Genomic DNA, 1,354 nt, shown 5'->3' with positions numbered 1-1,354 from the left:
CGCATCGTCCTGTCCCTGGAGGATGGCCGAGCGGGCATGGCGGATCGAAGCGGCGCGGTTGGCTTCCTGCAAGCCGCTGCGGAGGAAGAGGCAATGGTGGCACATCGCAGCGTTGCCGTGCGCCAGCGCATAGGTCGGATCGAGTTCGATGGCACGTTCGAGCAGAACGAGCGCGCGCGTCACTTGCTCGGGCATTCCGGAATCAACGTCGAGCTGCGCCCGAAGCACGAGGTCATAGGCATCAAGGTTGTCGGGACGCCTACGCTTCACCCTGTCGATTTCGGCACGCCGCAGGCTCGGTGCGATTGCGCCGACGGCCGACATGGCGATCTCATCCTGAAGCGCGAAGATATCGTCCGAGCTGCGGTCATACCGCTCGGCCCATACATGAGCGCCGGTCGATGCATCGATCATCTGGCCGGTCACGCGCACGTGGCCGCCAGCTCTTCGCACGCTGCCTTCGAGTACATACCGGACGCCAAGCTCGCGGCCGACCTGTTTCACGTCCACGGCGCGGCCCTTGTAGGTAAAGGTCGAATTTCGCGCGATTACGAGCAGCCAGTTGATGCGTGCCAGGCCGCTGATGATATCGTCCACCATCCCGTCGGCGAAATAATCCTGCTCCGGATCGCCGCTTAGGTTTGAGAACGGCAAAACCGCAACCGACGGTTTGTCCAGCAATGTCAGCGTTGCAATTGCGGTGCCCCCGGATCTCGGATTACCGCTACCGCCCGTGACCGCCGGCCCGACATAGCGATAGCCGCGTCGCGGCAGCGTCTCAATCCAGTATGCTCCGCCCGCCAACTGTCCAAAGAGCCTCCGCACTGCCGCAATCTGGACCGTGAGGTTGCTGTCCTCAATGGCCTGTCCGGGCCATGCCGCCTCGATCAGAGCTTCTTTCGGAACCGGCGCGCCCGCCTGTTCCACAAGCAGCGCAAGCAGCGCGACCGCCCGCTGGCCGAGCGGCGTCGGCTCGACGCCGTGGAATAGAATCCCGGTATCGGTGTCGAGGCGAAAGGGGCCAAACGCAAGGCTTGTCGACATTCCCGAAGAAGATACCGTTTGTGATTTTTTCGCAACGATTTCGGAACGGCTTCACGACTCGCCGAAACGGGGAGCGCATCTTGTGCCCGTGCTTGCGGAAGTAGCACCGAGCCAATGGAGGATCAAATGAGCGTCGCTCCCATCATTCGTATGCCCCACGAGGATAAGGGGGTCATGTTACGTGGCCATCCGATGGTGTTCCTCGTCACCGGCGAGGATACGAAACACACGAGCATGTTCGACTGGACGATCCCGACCGGTTTCGCCACCGGCCTGCATGTTCATCGCGTGCAGGTGGAAACCTTCTACC

Annotated in this window: 1 protein-coding gene and 1 pseudogene; one reads left to right on the top strand and one right to left on the bottom strand. The window is 62.0% G+C overall.

The genetic code is table 11. From position 1 onward, the window contains the following. A partial coding sequence (locus ACXJ7R_RS32880) for a winged helix-turn-helix domain-containing protein (RefSeq protein ID WP_457155434.1) occupies positions 1 to 1,044 on the bottom strand: 1,044 nt, incomplete at its 3' end. Between the two features lie 126 nt (positions 1,045 to 1,170). On the opposite strand from ACXJ7R_RS32880, the pseudogene ACXJ7R_RS32875 reads away from it, so the two are divergent. Further along, positions 1,171 to 1,354: pseudogene (locus ACXJ7R_RS32875) on the top strand (cupin domain-containing protein); the annotation flags it as partial.

The sequence above is a fragment of the Mesorhizobium sp. P5_C1 genome (assembly GCF_054049815.1).
This window is presented reverse-complemented; position numbering and strand designations above follow the sequence as displayed.